This is a genomic window from Alicyclobacillus sp. TC (genome assembly GCF_016804365.1).
GTDB lineage: Bacteria > Bacillota > Bacilli > Alicyclobacillales > Alicyclobacillaceae > Alicyclobacillus_I > Alicyclobacillus_I tolerans.
Genome location: NZ_CP044434.1, coordinates 1,595,010 through 1,614,516, shown reverse-complemented (window position 1 = coordinate 1,614,516; position 19,507 = coordinate 1,595,010). Strand labels below are relative to the sequence as shown.

18 protein-coding genes and 2 pseudogenes are annotated in these 19,507 nt (G+C 41.0%); 14 read left to right on the top strand and 6 right to left on the bottom strand.

The window, feature by feature from the left end; all coding sequences use genetic code 11:
• Positions 1–14: 14 nt before the first annotated feature.
• The 3 genes and pseudogenes from FY534_RS07955 to FY534_RS07945 all read left to right on the top strand — a co-directional run bounded on the left by FY534_RS07955 (position 15) and on the right by FY534_RS07945 (position 2,069).
• Positions 15–1,040, top strand: a complete 1,026-nt coding sequence (locus FY534_RS07955; protein ID WP_238413456.1) for an IS3 family transposase — start codon at positions 15–17, stop codon at positions 1,038–1,040.
• Between the two features lie 36 nt (positions 1,041–1,076).
• Positions 1,077–1,292 (top strand): annotated as a pseudogene (locus FY534_RS14660) (zinc ribbon domain-containing protein); the annotation flags it as partial.
• A gap of 75 nt (positions 1,293–1,367) precedes the next feature.
• Positions 1,368–2,069 carry a hypothetical protein gene (locus FY534_RS07945; protein WP_203114236.1) on the top strand — a complete coding sequence of 234 codons (702 nt, stop codon included), beginning with the start codon at positions 1,368–1,370 and terminating at the stop codon, positions 2,067–2,069.
• Between the two features lie 131 nt (positions 2,070–2,200).
• On the opposite strand, the gene FY534_RS07940 is transcribed toward FY534_RS07945, so the two are convergent.
• Positions 2,201–2,428 carry a hypothetical protein gene (locus FY534_RS07940; protein ID WP_238413455.1) on the bottom strand — a complete coding sequence of 76 codons (228 nt, stop codon included), beginning with the start codon at positions 2,426–2,428 and terminating at the stop codon, positions 2,201–2,203.
• 72 nt (positions 2,429–2,500) lie between these two features.
• Positions 2,501–2,767 carry a hypothetical protein gene (locus tag FY534_RS07935; protein ID WP_203114234.1) on the bottom strand — a complete coding sequence of 89 codons (267 nt, stop codon included), beginning with the start codon at positions 2,765–2,767 and terminating at the stop codon, positions 2,501–2,503.
• 507 nt (positions 2,768–3,274) lie between these two features.
• Here FY534_RS07935 and FY534_RS14655 point away from each other — a divergent pair.
• Together FY534_RS14655 and FY534_RS07920 are read left to right on the top strand one after the other, a co-directional pair.
• The gene (locus FY534_RS14655) at positions 3,275–4,051 is read left to right on the top strand and encodes a hypothetical protein (RefSeq protein WP_238413454.1); all 777 of its coding nucleotides are present in this window, start codon (positions 3,275–3,277) and stop codon (positions 4,049–4,051) included.
• Positions 4,052–4,063: 12 nt separating this feature from the next.
• Positions 4,064–5,278, top strand: a complete 1,215-nt coding sequence (locus FY534_RS07920) for a glycosyltransferase family 2 protein (RefSeq protein WP_203114231.1) — start codon at positions 4,064–4,066, stop codon at positions 5,276–5,278.
• Between the two features lie 478 nt (positions 5,279–5,756).
• Here the strand turns inward: FY534_RS07920 and FY534_RS07915 are convergent, their stop codons facing one another.
• Positions 5,757–6,404, bottom strand: coding sequence for a hypothetical protein (locus FY534_RS07915; protein ID WP_203114230.1), 648 nt, complete (start codon positions 6,402–6,404; stop codon positions 5,757–5,759).
• Between the two features lie 972 nt (positions 6,405–7,376).
• On the bottom strand, positions 7,377–7,613 hold the full coding sequence (locus FY534_RS15025; RefSeq protein ID WP_203114229.1) for an IS3 family transposase: 237 nt from the start codon (positions 7,611–7,613) through the stop codon (positions 7,377–7,379).
• 627 nt (positions 7,614–8,240) lie between these two features.
• Here FY534_RS15025 and FY534_RS07905 point away from each other — a divergent pair.
• Both FY534_RS07905 and FY534_RS07900 read left to right on the top strand, forming a co-directional pair.
• The gene (locus FY534_RS07905; RefSeq protein WP_203114228.1) at positions 8,241–9,965 is read left to right on the top strand and encodes a putative bifunctional diguanylate cyclase/phosphodiesterase; all 1,725 of its coding nucleotides are present in this window, start codon (positions 8,241–8,243) and stop codon (positions 9,963–9,965) included.
• A gap of 343 nt (positions 9,966–10,308) precedes the next feature.
• Positions 10,309–10,995, top strand: coding sequence for a response regulator (locus FY534_RS07900; protein WP_072875359.1), 687 nt, complete (start codon positions 10,309–10,311; stop codon positions 10,993–10,995).
• A 19-nt stretch (positions 10,996–11,014) separates the two neighbouring features.
• On the opposite strand, the gene FY534_RS07895 is transcribed toward FY534_RS07900, so the two are convergent.
• Positions 11,015–12,193 (bottom strand): two-component system sensor histidine kinase NtrB, encoded by a 1,179-nt coding sequence (locus tag FY534_RS07895; RefSeq protein WP_203114227.1) that lies wholly within the window; start codon positions 12,191–12,193, stop codon positions 11,015–11,017.
• 316 nt (positions 12,194–12,509) lie between these two features.
• On the opposite strand from FY534_RS07895, the gene FY534_RS14845 reads away from it, so the two are divergent.
• From FY534_RS14845 to FY534_RS07875, 5 genes are all read left to right on the top strand, one after another.
• A complete protein-coding gene (locus FY534_RS14845) occupies positions 12,510–12,632 on the top strand; it encodes a hypothetical protein (RefSeq protein WP_255567361.1) in 123 nt (40 codons plus the stop codon).
• 313 nt (positions 12,633–12,945) lie between these two features.
• Positions 12,946–13,260, top strand: a complete 315-nt coding sequence (locus FY534_RS07890) for a cytochrome b family protein (protein WP_203114226.1) — start codon at positions 12,946–12,948, stop codon at positions 13,258–13,260.
• A complete protein-coding gene (locus FY534_RS07885; protein ID WP_203114225.1) occupies positions 13,261–14,397 on the top strand; it encodes a hypothetical protein in 1,137 nt (378 codons plus the stop codon).
• A gap of 34 nt (positions 14,398–14,431) precedes the next feature.
• Entirely contained in the window at positions 14,432–14,650 is a 219-nt protein-coding gene (locus FY534_RS07880) for a DUF4407 domain-containing protein (protein ID WP_238413453.1), read from the top strand.
• Positions 14,651–14,682: 32 nt separating this feature from the next.
• A complete protein-coding gene (locus FY534_RS07875) occupies positions 14,683–15,324 on the top strand; it encodes a hypothetical protein (RefSeq protein ID WP_238413452.1) in 642 nt (213 codons plus the stop codon).
• Between the two features lie 302 nt (positions 15,325–15,626).
• Here the strand turns inward: FY534_RS07875 and FY534_RS07870 are convergent.
• Positions 15,627–16,844 (bottom strand): annotated as a pseudogene (locus tag FY534_RS07870) (IS256 family transposase).
• On the opposite strand from FY534_RS07870, the gene FY534_RS14840 reads away from it, so the two are divergent.
• Positions 16,738–17,070 carry an IS3 family transposase gene (locus FY534_RS14840; RefSeq protein WP_255567360.1) on the top strand — a complete coding sequence of 111 codons (333 nt, stop codon included), beginning with the start codon at positions 16,738–16,740 and terminating at the stop codon, positions 17,068–17,070. The pseudogene FY534_RS07870 and the gene FY534_RS14840 overlap by 107 nt on opposite strands.
• A gap of 429 nt (positions 17,071–17,499) precedes the next feature.
• Positions 17,500–18,513, top strand: a complete 1,014-nt coding sequence (locus FY534_RS07860; protein WP_238413451.1) for an AAA family ATPase — start codon at positions 17,500–17,502, stop codon at positions 18,511–18,513.
• The last annotated feature ends 994 nt before the right edge of the window (positions 18,514–19,507 follow it).

Sequence of the window (19,507 nt, the reverse complement as noted above, 5' to 3'; positions counted from 1 at the left end):
CCTACGATGGGTTATTGAGGGCTACGACCCAGTACACACTTATCGTATCGGGGCGTTATTATTTCTACAAACTCTATTTCTTAGCTTCTACAGGAATGTTTGCGGATAAAATAGCTATTGCACACAAGTGGATCACAGCCGGGTATTCAGTCACCATCGTGCTGCGCATCGTGGGGGTTTCTAGGTCCACCTATTACTATCAGCAGACACATGAACCACAGCCGAGAACGACTGCTGGAGGGCGTCCTGTAACCGAATATACCTATACACAAGATGGCAGCAAGGTAAGTGACGAGCAGGCCAAGGAATGGATTATGAATGAAATAGAAGGAGATGGTTTTGCCTATGGATATCTCAAGTTAACCTATTTATTAAAGAGAAAGTACCAGTTGGTTATCAACAAGAAAAAGGTATATCGGCTTTGCAAGGAATTGAAGATCCTTAAGCCACAACGCAAATTGAAGGAAAAGCATCCTCGGAAATTGGCTAGAAACCGAGATATCACGGGTCCGAATCAATTGTTCGAAGTGGATATTAAGTATGGCTATATTACGGGTGAAGATCGATTCTTCTTCGTGCTGTCGTATATTGATGTGTATGACAGACAAATTGTGGACTACCATATTGGGTTGCGCTGCGAGGCTACAGATGCTGCAAATACACTGAAAAGTGCGCTCTGGAAACGAAAATTATACGGGAAATCCGAGTTGCCTGTAATTCGTTCCGACAATGGGCCACAGTTTGTCAGTCACCTGTTTGAATCCACATGTGAACAACTTGGGCTGGAGCATGAGCGGATACCGCCAAAGACACCAAATATGAATGCTCATATCGAATCTTTTCACAGGATACTGGAAGATGACTGTTTTTCTCGCTTTGAATTTGAGAGTTATACACAGGCATATCGGGAAGTGGTTTCATTCATGGAATATTACAATGAAAGAAGGATGCATTCCAGCCTGCACTACTTATCGCCGGTCGAGTTTCACAAAAAGCATTGTAATACCGGATTAAAACCGAAAGAAAATGTGAAAGTCTAAGAAAACGCTAGAAAAAGAGAGCTATGTCCAACTTACGGGTGTCAATCCGATATCATGCCGAAGATGCCACTCAGCGTCAGACAGTGGACATGTCCAGAATGCGGGGAACATCACGACAGAGATGTGAACGCCGCTCAAAACATCTTAGCCGCAGGGCTTGCGGTGTTAGCCTGTGGAGAGGCGATAAGACCCGCTCGAAAGCTTAACAGCCAACGAGAAGGCAAGCCTCAACGAAGCAGGAAAGCCAACTAGTGATGGTTGGAATCCCCTGCCTTTAGGCATGGGGAGGATGTCAAGGTTCAGATTCTGAGGAGGTGAAGATAAAGGATGGATTCCGATCAAAAAATCCTTGATGAACTTTCTGCTGCATCGCACATCAACATGAATCCGACAAAGAAAATGGAAATATGGAACCGCATTGATGCACAAATGTCAGAAACGAAACCCAAGAAGCCAAAGAGGAAATTAACTATGTTTTCCAATGTAGCAGTCGTCGTTGCCGCAATTGCAGTAGCCGTAGGTGGTATTGGTTATATAACACACTCTTCATTTAATACTCAATATGTTCCACACCCGAATTCCGTAACAACAGCAACTCAGAGCAATGGAGATACATTGTACAACTTTGCAGATTATAAGCTTCGTATGAACGATAAGACGATCCAATTTTACGAACAAGGTAAAATTGTAAACGAAACAATACCGTACCAAGCAACTCTTACCAGTGCACAGATTCATAGCCCATGGAAGACAGACCCGCTACAATCGGCGCAGGTGTATACGACAAACTTGCTCCCTATCGGTTTTAGAAACGCTGCGTGGACGGAAAAATCTCAGTCCCAACTGTCGGCAAAAATTAATGGAATTACTGTGGTCTACATGTTGAAAAATAAGAAAATCACTCTTGTACCTAAAACCGCCTTAGTTTCAGTTGATATTGAAGGGAACGGGGTGCATAAGTCCTACAATATATACCTATTCGAACTCGGCCATCGGTACGTTTGGAACATTTACAAAATTACAAAGTAAAACCCAAGAAACAGAGCCATTATGCTACACGGCTCTGTTTCTTGGGCAAATCGATTCTGAAGGTCGGTCAATACATCACGTTAATTGAATCTCCAATATACAGAGGTGATTCCATACCCGCTAGAGCAACTTTAGTCAACTCCACTTACAAAGCCAAGAATAGCCCAAAGCTCCGAAGATCCATCCATTCCCACATGATACCCTGATGGATTCACCCAAGTTGGCTGACCATTTTCGTTCCAGTACGGGTCGTTGGTGACACCTGGCCCCCGATCCTGAACTGACGTTGCAATAAGTCGTTCTTTCGATGTCGTGTAGACGTATACTCCTTGCCCACAAGTCGCAGTGGTTGAAGGCAACGCAACATACTCGGTTGCTGATCCACAAGCAAGCCCCGTTGTTGCACACTCTAGCGTCATGTTCACATGGAATCAAATCGGAATGCTGTAATCAGCGTATTCTCCAGCAGAGTCATCCCAAATTCGAATGAGTCGGCTCGAGTCTTCCCCTTGGACGTTATAGACAGGGGAACAGTCAATATTCACCTCACCGTTGTACCCAGTTGATCCGCTTCCGAGCAATGTGCTTGCTCCTGTGTGGATGTTAAAGTCATAGACCCGAATCGTGTCACCTATTCTCGGGTTACCGTTGACATCGAGCGAAGTGACAATCACATCCCACGATTGACCGCTGACCAAATTGTATCCGGCTGGACAGCACTTACTTGGTTTGGGAATTTCCCAGTTACAGACATATCAATTTTCCCTCTGTTTCTTGTGCTCGCGAGACACTTGTTTTACGTGCTGGCCAAGCACGCAATCCCATCGTGTGGATCACTGATGTAGTTCGAATGGATGCTTGTCTTACGTGTGAGGCTAAATATTTCACATTTAAACGAATTGACCATGTGAATTAACCAGACATAATTCCTACATTTTAGATAGATTGTCTGTGTAGGATTGATCGGGGGAGGGGGAGAATTTTTTTGGCTAAAAGAGTTTAAGTGTTATATGACATCCATGGCAATGTCGCCGCATTGAAGGCAGTCTTGGACAACGTGAAGACATCTGATGTTGACGCTATCGTTATTGGTGACGACATGGCATGGGAGGTTCTACAAAAAACCAAATTCCTTGACTGAATACCGCGATTCCTGATTTAATCTGTTCTGGCTCTACATAAATTTCTGAATTTGGGTGTTATACATGTCTGATCAACGTAAACTAGTCTCAATCCTGCTTCTTTTTCTCTTATCTTTATTGGTGGGTTGGATATACTTTAAAATAATTTCTAATGTGGGATTTATTATAAGTATATCTATTTTTTTATTATCGGGATTTATGTACATTTTTCTTTCCTCTATGATTACATTTCTCATCATGGTCATTGAAATTTTTGTATTAGGGGCATTTGCCATTTTTTTCACCTGGTTTCATCATGTTAGCATCCTAGACCAGTGGCATTGGATTGAGATACACGGACTTTTTTCATTATTAACTATGCTTTTATGGTTAGTTTTTTACACTGTAAAACAATTAGGAAATCGTATTCAAATTCTTCAGCAACGAATTGGGATTTTGGAGAAGACTATTGGCGGTATAGGAGTTCTGACTAAAAACGAATTTTTATATCAAACTGAAATGGTTCTTCAATCCATGTCACGTAGACAAGAATCTGGTTATTTGTTATCGATCGAAATTGGGACTACGGCTACAAAAATTTCTTCTGCACTGTTTCATACTATAGCCTCAGCTGTTCTGAGTTCGGTTCGAAGACAATACGACTTAGTTGGACAAGCAGATGCAAACAGGATATGGATTTTACTGCAAAACACTACCGAACAAGGACTAGAAATTGTCTCTCAAAGAATGAATGAAAAATTGCTTACCGAGTTACACGAGAGTATTAATAATATCTTGAAAATTGACGTGAAAACCATCCATCCTGGTGATACTTTGACTTCTTTAAACTTGAAGGAATAGGGGAGCGAATTCTTGTCAGGTGTCTTATTAGTTATTTCTGTGTTGTTTTGGATACTTCTTTTCTATTATGTTTCCTTAGATATATTAGGATTGTATTTTCGCTCCAAAAAGATTACGTTTCCCATGCTAGAACACTATCCCCCTGTTTCAATTCTTATCCCAGCGCATAACGAAGAGAAAGTTTTGGGGGAAACACTAGAGGCTATGGTGAAACTCGTTTATCCAGGTGACATGGAGATTCTGGTTTTGAATGATTCATCTACTGATACAACCGGGGAAATTACACAGGAATACGCTCGGTTGTATCGACGTATTCGCCATGTACGAGTACCTGAAGGATACCCAAGAGGAAAAGCTAGGGTATTAAACTACGGGTTATCTTTGGCTAATGGAGAATTGATTGCTGTATATGATGCCGATAATCAACCAGAACCCAATGCTCTACGTCTTCTCGTTGACGCATATTTTGGAACAGAAGGGGCAGTTGGCGCGGTTGGTTATGTAAAAACCATAAATGAACGCAAGAACTGGCTCACTCGAATGATCGCGATTGAGTTCTCAGTTTTTCAATTATTAATGCAATCAGGTCGATGGGCGATGATGAGATTAGGTTCGTTGACTGGGACGAATATGTTAGTTACGAAAGAGGCGTTGAAACAGGTTGGAGGCTGGGATGTCTACGCTTTAGCAGAAGATGCAGATTTAACCATGAATTTAACAGCAATCGGTGGATCGTTGCCTGTAGTTCCAGAATCCCGCACTTGGGAACAAGAACCAGAGACAATTTCTGTATGGTTCCGGCAGAGAACCAGATGGATGCAAGGTAATTTATACTTAATCGCTAAGGTGTTTCGGGAAAAAAGTTGGCGACGTGGAAGAGTATTAGGACATTCTATTCAGCAATTAAGTGTATATATCGTATTTGTATTCTTTTTGTTGGTATCAGATACCTGGTTTGCATTAGGTGAACTGAGAATCGTTCATACCCAATTTTCAGTTCCACTCTTTTTGCTATGGTTTGAATCAATACTGTTTTATATTGTACAGTTGCTTAGTGCGGAGACGATGGATGGCTTGGTGAGTTTTACGAATATAATAATGGCAGTTCTTATGTATTTTACCTATGCTCAAATATGGGTTATTCTTTTGTTTTGGGCATGGTCGAAGCAATTGCGTTTACGACATTCTAAGGAGATGCCTGTATGGGACAAGACGGTAAGATTTTGAATCATGAATGAATGGTAAGAGAGGATGTAAAATATTTTATATTAAGTCAATCATCGTATCGGCTTCATCACAATGTAGCTCTGATTGGCATGGATGCTTCACCAATACCAGTTTTGCCAATTAACCTACGGAATTGTGGCGTGGAGCCGAGCCCCGTTTATGATAACTCACGTTGGACGAGTATGGTCGAATGGATCGCTTGATTTCAAAAGCTTGGTAGAAACTAAAAGTCGACTTTACGCTGCGACGCTGTTGTCCGCGACGCTGCACATCGAGGACGAGTTGGAGCGGTACGGTTTGAAGTGGCCGATGAAGGAGTCCACTCCTCCCTCAACGTGTGGCAGTGAACGCATGCGTTTCGCAGGCAGATAAGATTGGGAAGGGCATAGCGTGAGACATGCGCGGTTCCTATGGTATTTCCATATTTCGAGACATACTACATAATAGTACCAGATCAGCTATATCACAGACAGTAGTACTAATATTCACTGGCCATGTTTATCTCCAATGCCGTTGCACAAAACCAGCTTACTCCCCCAATCACAGTCCAAATGAATAGAACAACGAAGGTATTATGAAACACACTAAGAAAATACGTGAGCACTAGAGATGATGCCATATTTAAAAAAGCATTTCCATGTTCACGGAGTTCTCTGTATGATTTAATATAGTCGCCACGAGCGCGATTATCCCGCGTACGAGCCCAAGATAATGCTTTGTAGAATGATACGATGTTTTTATTTAGCACATCTTTATCTTGCTTAGAACATTTGCATGTGAAAATGAAAATCACTACTTTTTTAAGCATTTTAAGCATCTTCCAAAAATATATTCTGAAAGTGTGTAACACTAATATAGGCATGCTCCCAAGATACATATAGAAAATAGAAACTGATGCTACTATAAATAAGGTTGGGAAATTATTCACGTGTTCTAGTGACAATGAAGTTTGAAATTGCTTGATATCTGGGATCCATGTACCCTTCTGATTTAGTAAATACCATAATTCAAGGTACGCTAGAACTGTCGGTGCGGCATAGCGAACAAGATATGTGTTCCAAAATGCTCCAATTGCCCCACTCGCCCCACTCGCTTGTTCAATGGGAGATTTCGTTTCATTCGACATACTCATTTCTCCTAGTATCGTAGTAGAGTTTCTTTTTCGTTGAATTTTCAGTAAGTCCGAAACTGGTTGAACAGCGCTGGAGAATTTCTAAGGTCGACTCTATGTATCCGAATGAAACATCTGAGGTCTGTCAAGTATTTTGTGCAAACTTATTTTCACAAGTACTCGGATGGTTGTCTGCCCGGATCACCTCCATTGAATTCCCCCTATGCGGCAGCGAGGTAAGGCTGTCCAGTCTTCCATCTTGACATGGAGATCGTTTTACCCATGAGACTGGAGTGGCGGTGGATTCCACACATGTGGAGAATCCATCTTAGTAACGCGGTGACACTCAGCTTATACGGTTTCCATCGAATCTGAAAATAGATCACCAGTTACCCTAAAATCCCCCTTCTGCACTGTGCAGTTCGCCACACCCTAGTTTGCCTTTGCGTTAGAGATAAGCGAAGCTTGGATAGGCGTTCTATGGTAAGGCAAACCATGAATACTCATGATGCAAAATCGATACAGCTCAGACAAATTCGTTGATTACCAGACTTGGGAGCTACCACCCCATACGAACACGTAGTGCTGTGATGTGCTTGACATGATGCTTTCCGTACTGGGAATATACCCCAGTTCGTCGCCAAACTACGGTCACCTTGATTGGGCAATTGAATCGTCCGCTCAAAATCTGAACGAGACAGGGGCTTCAGGAAAAGCATCCAACGCGCCTGCAACCCGTTGAACAGCGTCAGAGACGTGTCGATTTCTCCTGCTAGTAAGTCTCGCATAGACGCCAACAAATTAATTGGAGCCGAACGGACCTCTGGTCTGCTTTGTGCGAGGCTGAAGTGAAAGTTTAAATACGCCTGCGCATGACTGTCTGGCAGGTTATATATCACTTGACATGGTATTAAGTCAATATAGTGAACACTCCAGAATAGAGAAATTATAAGTTTTCATATTCTGACATGATTCCTTTTGTCCCACTTAGCATGCTTTGGTTTTCAATATTTGGAAATATATTCTTTCGTACTCAACCAATGTCAGGAACCCGATGGATGAGTGAATCCGCTCCCGGTTGTACCAAACCTCGATGTATTCGAAGATCCGCTGTATTGCCTGCTCCCTGGTTTTGAACTTTTCCAGGTAGACGAGTTCTCGCTTGATCATGCTATGAAACGACTCGATGCACGCATGATCAAAGCAATTAGCTTTACGGCTCATGCTATCAACCATCTCGTACTCTTGCAGCTTTTCCTGGTAGTTATGAGAGGCGTATGGGCTCCCACGGTCCGAATGATGCAATATGAATTCTGTCGGCCGCTGGCGTTCCCAGATCTGCTCTAAGTCTTGCGAGGCCTTCGCCTCAGGCTTGTGGTCTCCGCCGCCATACCTTGCACTTCTATCCTGTCACACACAATCCATACAACGTCTTTTGCCATATGAAAAGTTCACGAGCTACCTGGCTCGCCGACTTCCTACTCTTCGAAACTAATTGAACTGCATGACGTTTGAATTCTTTATCGAATTTCTGTGCCATGTGGCTCATCCGAATCTCCTTTTTCTGAAATTGTTGGGAGCATTATTTTCCATCATCAATTTTTATTCTGTGTAAAAGGGTGGTACTGCAAACCATAAATATTTCAACGGTTTTATCAAAAATAAACTCAGAGCTTTGAATTAGTTATTTGAGACTATTGTGTAAGGATAAATTGTCAATTTATGATGAATACATATATGGACATTATCCGGTTCGTGGGCCTTCTCCGATTTTGTTTGAAATGATAAATTTTTTTAATCTATTCGTCTAATTTATCCCCTTTATCTATGAATATGAATGGAGGTATATAGGTGAATCAGATATTAGATATGCAAAATATCTTGCAGCATCCGATTTATCAATTTTCGTTGTATCAACATATTCTCGATTCGATTCCAGATGCTATAGTCGTTCATCAAGCAGGGATTATACAGTATGCCAATCGCGCTGCGGTTCAACTCATGGCGCTACCAGAGAATAAGAGTGCTATCCATTTAGAGATATGGCCTTTTTTTCATCCAAGTATAGTGGAATCGGTACAATGTGCATTTAATCAACTGTACGATAGCAGAGATATAGGTAGTTTTATTCCTACTACACAATATTCTATGATTCGTTATGACGGAACCGAGTTCACAGGAGAGATACGAAGTATTCTTATTCAAGGGGAGAAAACCCCTATGATTATGAGTTTAACTCGAGATGTCTCTGCAGAGAATGAATTGAAAAGTCGTCTCGAGTACATGGCGTATCATGATGAGGTAACCGGTCTTCCCAATCGTCGATTTTTTAAAGAAACGCTCAAACAAAAATTAAATGAACCTGCGAAATATGTTAATAGTATCGCTGTTCTTTTTTGTGATTTAGATGGTTTTAAAAATATTAACGATACGTACGGGCATGAATTAGGGGATCAAATTCTTATGTTAATTGGTTCTCGCTTGGAATCGTTGTTATACGATGAAGGATTTCTAGCGCGTATTGGAGGAGATGAATTCGCAATTATTTGCTCTCATACTTCTTCACGTCATGAAGTGGTTTCCTTTGCACAAAAGGTTTTGCAGGCGTTTTCGCTTCCTTTTTTTATTCTCGATCGAGAGTTTATTATGACTCTCAGTATCGGTATCGCATTGTACCCAGAATCATCAACCGATATGGATAATTTAGTAAAATTTGCGGATCTCGCTATGTATTCTGCAAAGAATAAAGGAGGAAATAGGTTTCATATTTATGATCCCAAAGAAAGTAATGTCATTGAAGAACGATTACGTATTGAAAATGGAATTCGACAGGCCATAGAAAAGAGACAGTTTGTACTATATTATCAGCCCAAAGTGCATTTGGCCTCGGGAAAAATTTATTCTGTAGAGGCTTTACTTCGATGGCAAACTACAGATGGTCAACTCATCCATCCTGACACATTTATTTCGATTGCTGAAGAGAGTGGACTTATCGTTCCAATTGGTAAATGGGTTTTGTTGACAGCTTGTCATCAAAATAAACGATGGCAAGATATGGGCTATGACCCTATTTCTGTTTCAGTTAATGTATCCCCCAAACAATTCCAATTAACGGATATGGAAGAAACTGTTCGTCAAGTTCTTCATGAAACGGGCTTGTCCCCAGAGTGGTTAGAGATCGAGATTACCGAAGGTCTCTTGATGCAAAATTCTAACGAGATTACAAATACATTGCGTCGTATACGATCTATGGGCGTTAAAATCTCAATTGATGATTTTGGAACAGGTTATTCTTCTTTAAGGTATTTGAAATTATTTGAACCACATATCTTGAAAATCGACCAATCCTTTGTAGCTCATATGATGGAAGATCCAGGACAGTTATCTATTGTTTCTGCAATTATCCATTTAGCGCACAGTTTAGGGATGGAAGTGGTAGCGGAGGGTGTAGAGTCAGCAGAACAGGCATTAAAACTTTTACAAGAAGGTTGCCATGCGGTACAAGGTTTTTTCTTCTCACCACCCGTTGTATTCGAAGAAATTCAGCAAAAATGGCTACAAACGTCTATTTCATAGGATATGAATCAGGCTGTCGAGACTTTCTCGACAGCCTGATTCAACTGAACTATCCATTTTTGTTTTAAATTGAGTGGTATAGGAAGATTATGGTGTTGTCTTGGTGGATGGGAGTTATCATCAGTTGGGGGGCTGTGTATGTTGTTGCAATCACAGTTTGCAGTCTTGTTTGGCTGATGTTTCGACGAGTTCGGGTCTGTCAAAACGACCATTCTGTAAAATGCTCAAATGATTAGTGTTATCTTGAACTGTTAATCATGAAAATTAGTTCTTTTGTACTATTGAGGTCCCATCGGTTAAACATTATGTTATAAACCTAAGCTCTGAGAAGAAGGTGTATATTATGGTTTCTTCTGAAGAAAATTCAACGGGTATCCATTCTAAAATAAAAGTATTAATTGTTGATGACCATCAACTATTTCGGAATGGTGTTCAGTCCATTCTTTCGAGAGTGGAATGTATTCAAGTGGTTGGTGAAGCAGGAAATGGTGAAGAGGCCTATATAAAGTGTAAAGAATCTCCACAACCGGATGTTGTCTTAATGGATATTCACATGCCTGTTTGTGATGGACTACAGGCAACAGTAAACATTAAGAAATCGTTTCCACATATACACATTTTAATGCTCACAGCATCAGATACAGAAGAATCTCTCTTTGATGCAGTAAAAGCTGGAGCACTTGGGTATATTTTAAAAACATCTCATCCCTCTCAGGTTATTGAAAGTATTAAAAAAGTTTCTAAAGGAGAACCAGTCATTCCAGAGTCGCTAGCCTTGCGTATCATTCATGAGTTTTATACGGAAAAGAAGCAAAACAATGCCAATACAGAATTATTAACTGAACGAGAAAAAGAGGTATTGAAGCATTTAAGTGTGGGTGAATCCAATCGGGAGATTGCACAATCACTTTTTATAAGTGAAAATACAGTTCGAAATCATATCCGTAATATTCTTGATAAACTACATTTGCAAAATCGTGTACAGGCTGCAACATATGCTCTTCGTGAAGGATATACATTGGAAGAATAAATTCACTTCCAGGTTGAGTTTACAAAGCGGGTAAGCATACAGTTACTGTCGTACCCTTTCCTTCTATACTGCTAATTTCAATATTCCCGCCTTGTTCTTGAATAATTCTTTCGCAAACCATAAGTCCTAAACCAGTTCCATTAGGTTTGGTTGTGAAAAATGGCTGTCGGATTTTTGTGAGTTGTTCTTGATTCATTCCAATTCCTGTATCTTTCATTGTTAAACAAACAAAGAAGTTATCGTTTTTACATACCTTGGTATCCACAATGATTTCTAATTTACCGCCATCAGGCATAGCCTCTATAGCGTTTTTTAATAAATTGTGAATGACTTGTTTTAATTGATTTTCTTCACTATTTACGCGAGGCAATGTCTTATCAATTTTTTGGATAACTTGTATATTTCTCTTTTGTAAAAATTGCGATTGTAAATCTAGTGCTTTTTGAAGAATTTCTTGCAAAAATAAGGGATATTTTACTTTCGTACTTGGTTTTGATAGGGATAAAAAATCACCTAGAATGTTATCCATACGTTTAAGTTCATCTTCAACGGATTTGAGAATCATTTGCTGAGAGGGTTGAATATCTGGAAGAGATAAAAGAGACCATTGAATAGCAGCAAGTGGATTCCTAACTTCATGAGCTAAACTGGATGAAATTTGTGCAGCTATTTCTAATTGTTCCATCCTTTTGATATGTTCTTCGAATTTTTTTCTTTCTGAAATATCAACGCGAAAAGAAATATATTGATAAGGTTTATTGGATTCGTTTAAACATGGTACAATCGTGGTATCTACCCAGTAAAATTGACCATCCTTCGTACGATTTCGAATTTCTCCTTGCCAAATATGACCCTGAGCAATAGTGCGCCACATTTCCCGAAAAAAAGATTTGGGATGGTAACCTGAATTAATAATACGATGGTTTTGTCCCAGCAATTCTTCTGCACTATATTTCGATATCTCACAAAATTTTTTGTTGACAAAAGTAATTTTACCTGTCACATCCGTTATCGCTATAATCATGGATTCGTCTATAGCGCGATTGATTTCACTTAGACGAGCAACACTTTCTTCCAATTTTTCTAATATTTCATCCATCATTGATACCACACACCTTAAAATCATCCATTCATGAGCGACACCATTATATCTGAATGTTTTTGGGCGATCTATACTTGACCACCATCCACCAATCAAGCAGTGGAATTCCAACGTTTACACGTTAGTTTTCCTGCTTCGTTGAGGCTTGTCTTTTTGTATTTTTTTAACTTTCGTGCAAGTCTGATGGCTCTCCATAAGCTAATACCTCAAGCCCACCTATAGCTAAGAAGTTTGGTACGGTGTTCACATCTTGCTTATAAAAAGACCATTTTGGAAGGCCCTTTTTTAGTCAAATATAGTCCTTTTTGCTTAGTTCAAAACAGTACTAGGAAAGAGTCTGTATGTGTCTGTTGCCTAAAAGAAAGTCAGCCTATGATGAAGTTGTGAAAGATGAAAAAAGGAGGAAGGCTAAATGGTAGACTATGCAAATGCTTGGCCGAATTATTACGTTGGTTTTCTTTGGTTAGCAATTTTTATCGCATTTGTTATTTTCCCTTATCCACATCGCCATAATAAAGGAGATCATCGCAAATGAACTGGTCGAGGGAAATACGCATACGAGTTTCTGAAAAGTTAACTTGGGATAATTTGCTCCCCTCAGAGCAACCCATATACGTGAATTCTTTAGTTTATAGTTTTGGTGTTTTTACCCTCAGTAGTTTAGTGTTTTGTATTGCTTCCGGAATCATTATGGCCTCTAAAGGACCGCTTTGGTATCAGCATACTTCTTTAGGTGATTTTATGCGTTCTATTCATTTTTGGAGTGTTCAAGCCTTTTTCTTCTTCATGACCATGCATTTGGTTGGACAGTTTTTCATGGGCTCCTGGCGTGAAGGGCGTGCGATGACATGGGTTTGGGGGTCCTCTCTTTTGCTGTATCCGTTTTGACTGCCTTTACAGGTTATTTAAGCAGAGGCGATTTCTTTGCTCAGTGGAATCAGGTACAAAGTAAAGATGCATTTAACGGTGCAGGTCTCGATGGTTTTTTAAACATTTTAAACAATGGCCAAGTGTATGGGCTGCATATTGTTGTTCTACCTATGATTTTAATTGGTCTCGTAGGGATTCATTTGCTTGCAGTACGAAGTAAAGGAGTTGTTCCACCTTACTCAGTTCGATCATCTGAAACGGAAATTTCCTCTGCACATAAGGGGGAGAACTGAATGTTCCGTAAAAAATTTACTCGAGATACGCTAAAATTCCCTCAAAAAGATTTCGATATGATCAAAGAAGGTGTCATCAGTTTAGCCATCACGGGGATCCTTATTGTAGCTGTAGCTGTATTTTTGGGTGCTCCCTATCGACCGGCTATCACGAATCAGCAAATTGCCAATCAGGAACCGATTGTTGTAGAAAAAACAGCTCTAGGTGATCTGGATGGTACTGGAGAAATGGCTCAATATGGGCCACCCTATAATCATGGCTTTCATGGGGAAGCACCACAAAGTGTTCAGTCCTTAGGAGGATTTTCCCCTCAAACCTGGTGGGGCACGCCTTATCCATTAAATACTGCTACAGATGATGTACTGCAGCCGTTGAAAATGCTAGCTACTGCTTCAGATAACCAAAATCTCTTACGTGCACTTAGACAATATGAAACAGCTCCTTATATACAACAGCAACAATGGGCAAACCATTACGCCAAAGCTTTACAGGATGCCAAAGTTATACAAGGTCAAGTGGTAGTACCACCGGGTTCTTATGGCCCCGTACAGACTCTCATGAATTCAGAGTTATCTTTGGCGAAATCCGGGTTGCTTTCAGGAGCACTCGATCGAATCAGTAATCCTGGCACCATTTATCGATACAACATTCAGGATGATTTACTCTTTTTACAAGGCCATGCTTTACATCAAATCGCTGGAAAATTGGATATGAAAGGGGAACAATGGGGAATCAATCACGATGAAGCAGCTGTACCGGGGCCATGGTGGCTAACACCTTATACTTTTTTGTATCAAATTCCACCTTGGTCGACATCTGCTTCAGGTGACGAGATGGCCGCTTATACTATCGCTATATTATTTCTCATGTTAGTCTTTTTACCTTGGATTCCAGGGTTGAATCAATTAAATCGAGTGATACCAGTTCATCGATGGATTTGGCGCGATTGGTATAAACGTTTAGAGAAGTCTAAAACGTGTTCTTCTTGTCCATTAAGAACTTCCTGCCATCAAGAATTTAAAGGGAAATATGCTTTTGTACCTGGAGAATCAAAACCAGCGTGTTATGAGCCAACTTCTACAAATTTCAAGGAGTATGGAGTGAGTAGAGGTATAGATCAAACCATTCATCACTAAATCGTTAAAAAATTTGGGAGAGAAGGGATTCAATGTGGGTGCGGTGATTCGAATGTATCTGATATGGATATTGGCTTTGCTATCTGGCGTATATGGGACATCTCTAGTGTATGAGGCGATTATTCATCAAACCTGGCTGGGACTCGTATGGGGAGTACCGATACTATTTCTTGGTATTTGGATAACCGGTAATATGTGGGCTTCTGCAAGGCAGTTTTATCGAAAGCAAAAGTCGTTATCCAATGGGAATTAGAGAAAGAAGAAAGTAGCAGAGGTGAGAAGAAGATGAGAAAATACGAGCGTTTGTTACTTATCTTCCAGAGAATGGAAAATCAATTATTAGATACAGCAGCTCGTTATCTGAATCTTCTTCTAGCCTTTGTTGCTATTGTGTTTGCCATTTATGGAGTATGGGCAGGTTTCCCTTGGTTTGCTTTGCGTCTAGCTATAATTGGGGCACTTTCTTATTTTTTAAGTTTTCTTCCTGGTCTTTTGTTGGGACTAATAACATGCATAATATGGATGGAACAACATTCTGCTTTATATCCTTTCGATGTTTTATCTGCTTTTGGCATAGTACAGGGTATTGGAACCATCAATATTTGCTGGCTTGGTTACCGCCATGCTCTAGAGAAACGTCAATATATGCAACCCCATCAACCAAAGTCACATCAAATCACAAAGAACGAAAGAATTGTTTCTTGGCAAATATTAAATGACCTTCGTTCCTCATTAGCGGCCGTCCGATTCCTGCTTTTCCCGGGTGGGACAAATATAACTCAAAGAAATCTCGATGATGCTATGGAAGAATTAGCTCGACTAGAACAGTTGGTTGGAAAGATTGTCAATAATAAAAATAGGATGGAAGAAAAAGAAGGGGATCATCATAAGACTCATCATTCCAATAGAGACGGTTCAATGGTTTGAAACAAACTATTGGTTAACTTCGGGAGATTTTATACGATTTTATGTAAGATACGGTGGTGATGATGGGATTTATCCGGGGTTTTCTTTAGCTGCAACATTAGAAATGCCCAAAGGTTCTTTGGCTGTTCAGGCACATATAAGTTCGTATACCTTTTATATGTTAGAAACAGATAGTTGGTATCTAGGGAATAGGAATTTAAAAATTACGATAATAGAAGATTCTATCACTTACACTCTTTTATAATTTATATGGTAAGTTTACGGGCCTGTCAATAATTTTGTGTAAACCTCATGGAGCGATTTCAATGAATGTAGCGTTCTATACGGTCAGGAAAGTCTATCATGAACTGACTGAGAATCTGCCCCCAGTTTTGTACTCGCATGGCCCAGCGCTTCGTAACCTCCATCGTGGCAAGGTATGGCATCTTAGTGAGAGAATCATCCGTCGGGAAGATGCTCTTTCCCTTGGTCACCTTACGAAGTTGCCTGTGGTAGCCCTCAATCAGATTAGTCGTATAGATCAACCGGCGCATCTCTGGCGGATAGCGGAAGAAAGTGGCGAGTTCATCCCAGTTGCTGCGCCAGGAACGCACGAGAAGGGGATATTGGCTACCCCAAATCTCCTCGAACTTGTCCAGTTCGGCTAAAGCTGCATCCTCGGTGCTGGCTTTGTAAATGGGCTTTAGCGCCGCTGTCACGGGCTTGTAGTCCTTATACGACACGTACTTGAGCGAATTACGAATTTGGTGAACCACGCATTTCTGGATGTCGGACTTAGGATAACAGGCTGCGATCGCTTCACTGAACCCAGTCAGGTTGTCGACGCAAGTGATGAGAATATCTTCGCCTCGGATCTTCAGCTCGTTAAGCACGTTCAGCCAAAACTTCGCAGACTCGTTCTCGCCGATCCAGATGCCAAGCACGTCCTTTTGCCCTTCAAGGTCAATGCCCACAACCATATAGGCAGCTTTGTTTATCTCCTGGCTTTCCTGCTTCACTTTGTAGTGAATGGCATCCAGAAACACCACAGCATACACGGTTTGCAGCGGACGGCTTTGCCATTCTTTATTCATTCGGAAGAAGTTTGTCCGTGAGGTTGGAGATGAGTGTGGGCGATACGTCTAGTCCGTACAATTGGTGAAGATAGGCCTGAATGTCTCTGGTGCTGACACCCCGTGCATACAAGGCAATAACCTGCTCCTCAATGCCAACGGTGTTGGTTTGGTTCTTCTTGATGATCTCAGGCTCAAATTTGCCCTTGCGGTCTCTGGGGACTGAAATCTCTACGTTGCCGTATTCGGAGGTAAGGGTCTTGCGGCTATGTCCGTTGCGACTGTTGTCTGTGGTCTTGTTTTGCTGTCATGCTTATGGTAACCCGGGTGCGTGTCCAATTCTGCTTCAAGCATTCCTTGCATGGTACTGACGAACATATCTCGCAGTGCGGCTTGTACATCTTCCGTGGATTTCAGGTCATTCTCCTTGATAAACTGCTTTAAGAATTCCTTCGAAACCTTCGTCATTTTGGTGCTCTCCCAATCTGCTGATCACGTAAGGGAATTGGGAGTTTACACAAAATATTTTACAACCTCGGAGAAATTCAAAACTAGACAACAGGCAATTCATCGGATTTTCGAATACATCGAGGTCTGGTACAACCGTGAACGTGTTCACTCATCAATCGGCTATCTAACGCCGGTTGAATACGAAAGAAGATATTTCCAAGTATCGAGGTCCAAGGCAAGCTGAGCGGGACAAAAGGAATCATATCAGAATATGAAAACTCGGAATTTCTCCGTTCTGGAGTGTCCACTATATTGACTTAATACCAATTTGAATGATTTTATGAACCTAAGTGAAAGGCAGTTCTCCTGGTCGAATGCTTCTCTTGACGAACAATCCAGAATGAAATTCATTGATCCAGGGGAACAACCCGTTCGAGAGAGACCCATTGCCCCCCTGATCGTTCATTTTGGGGTTCGACAACGGGGATTGAAGCCATCATAATTAGGCCATGATCTACTCAAGGGAACGGAAGGGTTCGACTTAATGACGTTTTACATTGGACGTTAGATGATATAGAACGGAATCCAGAAACACCGATGAATTTACTGTGAGAAGTCGCTTTCGAAAGGTGGATATAACCGAACAAGTCAGAAAGGGTTGGAGGTGAGTAAAGTGACATCCACAGACATTATTCGGAAACTGTTTATTGCCTATTCCAAACAAGATGATGATGAATTTTATCGATTGGCAGAAGAATTCATTGATCTGGAGAAAAGAAAAAAGCACAACTTGGTTGTTAAAGAACTAAAGGAAGCTTTGTACAGTAAAAACACATTAAATCGTCAATCAACAAGGCGGTATCGAACTGATCTCCCAATTCCAAGAGATAATGATAATGGATTTCCGTTGTTGGAGATACGGGAACATGATCTGACCTGGGATGAGCTTGTTTTATCGGAAGAAAATCGCCTTGTTTTGGAACAACTCATTCATGAATTCAAGTCGATGGAGGTATTGGCGACATATAATTTAAGACCTGCAAACAAAGTCTTATTTTGTGGTGCTCCAGGGACGGGGAAGACTTTCTCTGCACAAGTTTTGAGTTCCGTTTTACAAATTCCATTGGTATACGTGAGGTTTGACGCCATAATTTCATCGTATTTGGGCGAAACAGCAACAAACTTGCGGAAGGTTTTCGAATTTATTAAAAATGGTATTTGGATCGTTCTTTTTGATGAAGTCGATATCATTGGGAAGAACCGAGATGACCATTACGAAAGTGGTGAAATCAAGCGGGTTGTGAATAATTTTTTGCAGATGCTTGACGGATTCGATGGTGAAAGCTTGATTATTGCGGCAACGAACCATCCTCATATATTGGATCCCGCTATTTGGCGGCGGTTTGATGAAGTGATTAATTTTAAGTTGCCGACAGTTGAGGAGAGGCACCGTTTACTAAAGCAGTATTTAAGTCCGATTAAAAAGAGTGAATCCATCGATATCATGGGTTTGGCTACTAAAACTGAAAAATTTAGTCCATCGGATTTAAAAGGCATGTGTAAGGAAGCCATGAAACACGCGATCGTAAATGGAATGGACGTTTTATCCAAGGACGATGTGGAGTTTGCATATTCACGTTTTGTTAACCGGTATCAGATTAGAGAGGATGCTGAGGTTAACGAATAAGGCGGTGCAATTTAGATGGAGGCTCGTGACCACTTACCATTGCCAATATTTCAGCGAGACTTACCAAAAAGGAACAGACAGGGTGGTGGCGGATACAAGGTTCCCGAGGGTCGACAAAAGTCTGATTATTTTGATCGGACGAAGGCTCAAGCAGACAACATTGCTCTTTCGTTCAATGAGTTAAGGACGAAATATAGCGGGAGACTGAATCCGCATCTGATTTATCGGATCAAAGTCAATCAAAGCGTTGACTACACGCAATTTGAGAAGACACTCAATGCTTTGGGTGGTTTAAACTGTTGACCCAGGGGAGGTTGTTGATAAGTTTGCTACCGTGGACTTGACAGATAGTGATGACGAAGCCATACCACCGGAGTTGAGGGATAAGGAAATTCATCTCGCTCCTGGCAAAAACACACGAAAGGCTGGGTGCCATCAAAAAGGATCAAAAGAGTTTATAAGAGATACAAAGAATCTCCCTGGTACGCCACTTACACTCGTTGTGATGAATGCGAACAAGTGGATTGGTGATGACTCTTATCGACAACCGTACTGTGTTTCAATGATACTGGAGCACTCAGAAGAAATCAATTTGTACAAATCCATTCGTAGCGAAGTCATGCAACGTGTCCGAATCCGGTAATAATATCCTATTCACTATCCAAGCTAATACAAGTATGGATGTTCCGCATACATCATGGCTGTAATCAGCAGTAGTCATACTTGTGTAGGTAGGAACATGGCGTTAGGTTGAATTCCCGAATCCATTTTGCTAACAAAAATGCTAACGGACTGTTAGCAAACGCTTGATAATCGCCGACATTTTGCAATACACCGTACCCGGAAATTCCGCGCTGTATAAGGAAATACAGCATTTTGCGTCACTCGGCGACACCGCCGGAGGGCAATTCCTAAACCGCGTCTTTCAGCTAAACCTCTGTATGCGTAAAATTCCCAAGGGATAATTTCTATAACTCTTTCTTGGACGCATTCA